Genomic DNA, 1,919 nt, shown 5'->3' on the forward strand with positions numbered 1-1,919 from the left:
GCCACCCGGCGCCGACACGCCGGCGTTGGGCGGCACGGTCGAGCCGTTGACGGTGTAGGTGTCGTTGCTCTGGTCGTAGACGATCAGCGCGCCGCTGCTCTCGTCGTTGGGCGTGGCGCCGACCAGGCGGCGCATGACGGCGCGGCGGATGAACTTGACGTTGTCGGCCCGGCTGTCGTACTCGATGACCTCGGACTCGCCCTCGATCCACTCGTCGCCGTTGCCGTTGCGCTTCTGCTTGTAATAGGCGAGCTTGCCGGGCGCCGCGGTGACCACGCCGTACTGGTAGCCCTCGGGGTCCTGGCGCACGTCGATGCGCGCGCCGCGGATGATGATGGTGCCCTTGGTGACCACCACGTTGCCGGTGAAGACGCTGGTCTGCTTGAGATCGTCGTAGCGCATCGAATCGGATTCGATGTTCATCGGCTTGGTCCGGTCGGCCGTTTCGGCCAGGGCGGCGGCGGCGGAGCCGGCCAGCAGCAGCGCGGCCAGCACGAGGCGACCGGTGCGGCGAAGGGAGGAGGTGGGGTGAGAGTGCGATGTCATAGAGGCACGAAACTTGCTCTGCATTGTATGCGGCCCATCGCGCCAGACCCATGCGCGCGGATGAAAAAGCCCCGGGGCGGCGAACCCGGGCACGGCACCCCGCGGGATCGCCCCGCGTTCTGCCGACCGGCCGGATGACGGCCCGGCCGCCCCCGAACCCTCGATGGGATTCTGGCCTCCCGGCGGCGGAGCGGCCAGGGCCGCGAGACCGGTCTCAACCCTTGCGGGCTTCGCCGATCAGATAGTTGGTCACGGCCAAGGCTTTGTTCATGTTGCCGGCGAGCTCGCCGTCCACGTACCAGCGGCCGGCCACGGCCAGCGCGGGCACGCCGGCCACCTTGTAGGCCTCGGTCAGCTGCGAGGCGCGCTTGGCCTTGCTCGCCACGCCGAAGGAGGTGAACAGCTCCTTGAACTTCGCGCCGTCCAGGCCGTTCTTCTCGGCCCAGGCCACGATGTTGGCGTCACCGTTCACGTTCTGGCGCTGGGCGTGGATCGCGTTGAAGACCTTGGGCTGGTACTCGTCGACCTTGCCCAGCGCCTCGAGCGCGTAGTACAGGCGCTGCTTGGCTTCGACGTCGTTGCCCACGAAGGGCACCGGCACGCGGCGCAGCACCACGTCCTTGGGCTGGCCCTTGGCCCAGGCCTCGAGCGCGGGCTCGAAGTCGTTGCAGTGCGGGCAGTTGTACGAGAAGAACTCGATCACCTCGATCTTGCCGGCCGGTGCGTCGACCGGCACGCGCTTGTCGAGCACGAGGTATTCGGTGCCGGCCTTCGGTGCGCGGGCCTGGGCTTGCGCGGGCAGATGGGCCATCAGGCCGAGCGAGCCAGCGGCGACGGCCAGCGAGAAATCACGACGTTTCATGGGAAAGAGCTCTCCAGTTGGTAGACGGCAGACTGAGCCGGGCCGATGAAGCGGAGTTCCCGCGCGCGGTGCTCGGGGCTCCGGGAAACCGGGGGCGGCGCGGACCGCGGCGAAGCTTAAAGAAAAACCATGACCGTTGTCGGGAGAGGCCACCCGGCGGCGGCGCTCTCCGGCCGGACGGCGCTCAGCGCTGGACGCGCACCAGCGCCGAGTCGAGGCCGGCGCCGTCCATCCGCTCCTTGAGGCGGTCGGCGTCGTCCTTCTTGTTGAACGGACCGGCGCGCACGCGGTAGACGGTGCGGCCGGCCTGCTCGCGCTCGGTCACGCGGGCCTCGACGCCCATCAGCGAGAGCTTGGCGCGCTGCGCCTCGGCGTCCTCGGTGGTGCGGAAGGCGCCGGCCTGCACGAAGTACATGAAGGGATCGGCACCGCCGGAGCCGGTGGCGGCCGCGGCATTGCCGCTGCTCGACGACGGGGCGGCGGCCACCGTGGTGCTGCCGCCGACGCTGCC

General features: G+C 69.8%; 3 protein-coding genes. All 3 read right to left on the reverse strand.

What is annotated here, in order from left to right:
- Positions 1-546 (reverse strand): lipopolysaccharide transport periplasmic protein LptA (gene lptA / locus AC27VN_RS40120; protein WP_490880307.1); only part of this gene is annotated, 546 nt, incomplete at its 3' end.
- Between the two features lie 214 nt (positions 547-760).
- Entirely contained in the window at positions 761-1,408 is a 648-nt protein-coding gene (locus tag AC27VN_RS40125) for a thiol:disulfide interchange protein DsbA/DsbL (RefSeq protein WP_093350631.1), read from the reverse strand.
- 184 nt (positions 1,409-1,592) lie between these two features.
- A partial coding sequence (locus AC27VN_RS40130; protein WP_490880308.1) for an SPOR domain-containing protein occupies positions 1,593-1,919 on the reverse strand: 327 nt, incomplete at its 5' end.

The organism is Variovorax sp. 20P10.2.4 (assembly GCF_058244205.1).

Coding starts and splice junctions, on each gene's coding strand:
- AC27VN_RS40125 (WP_093350631.1), bottom strand. CDS start 1,408: ATGAAACGTCGTGATTTCTCGCTGGCCGTCGCCGCTGGCTCGCTCGGC.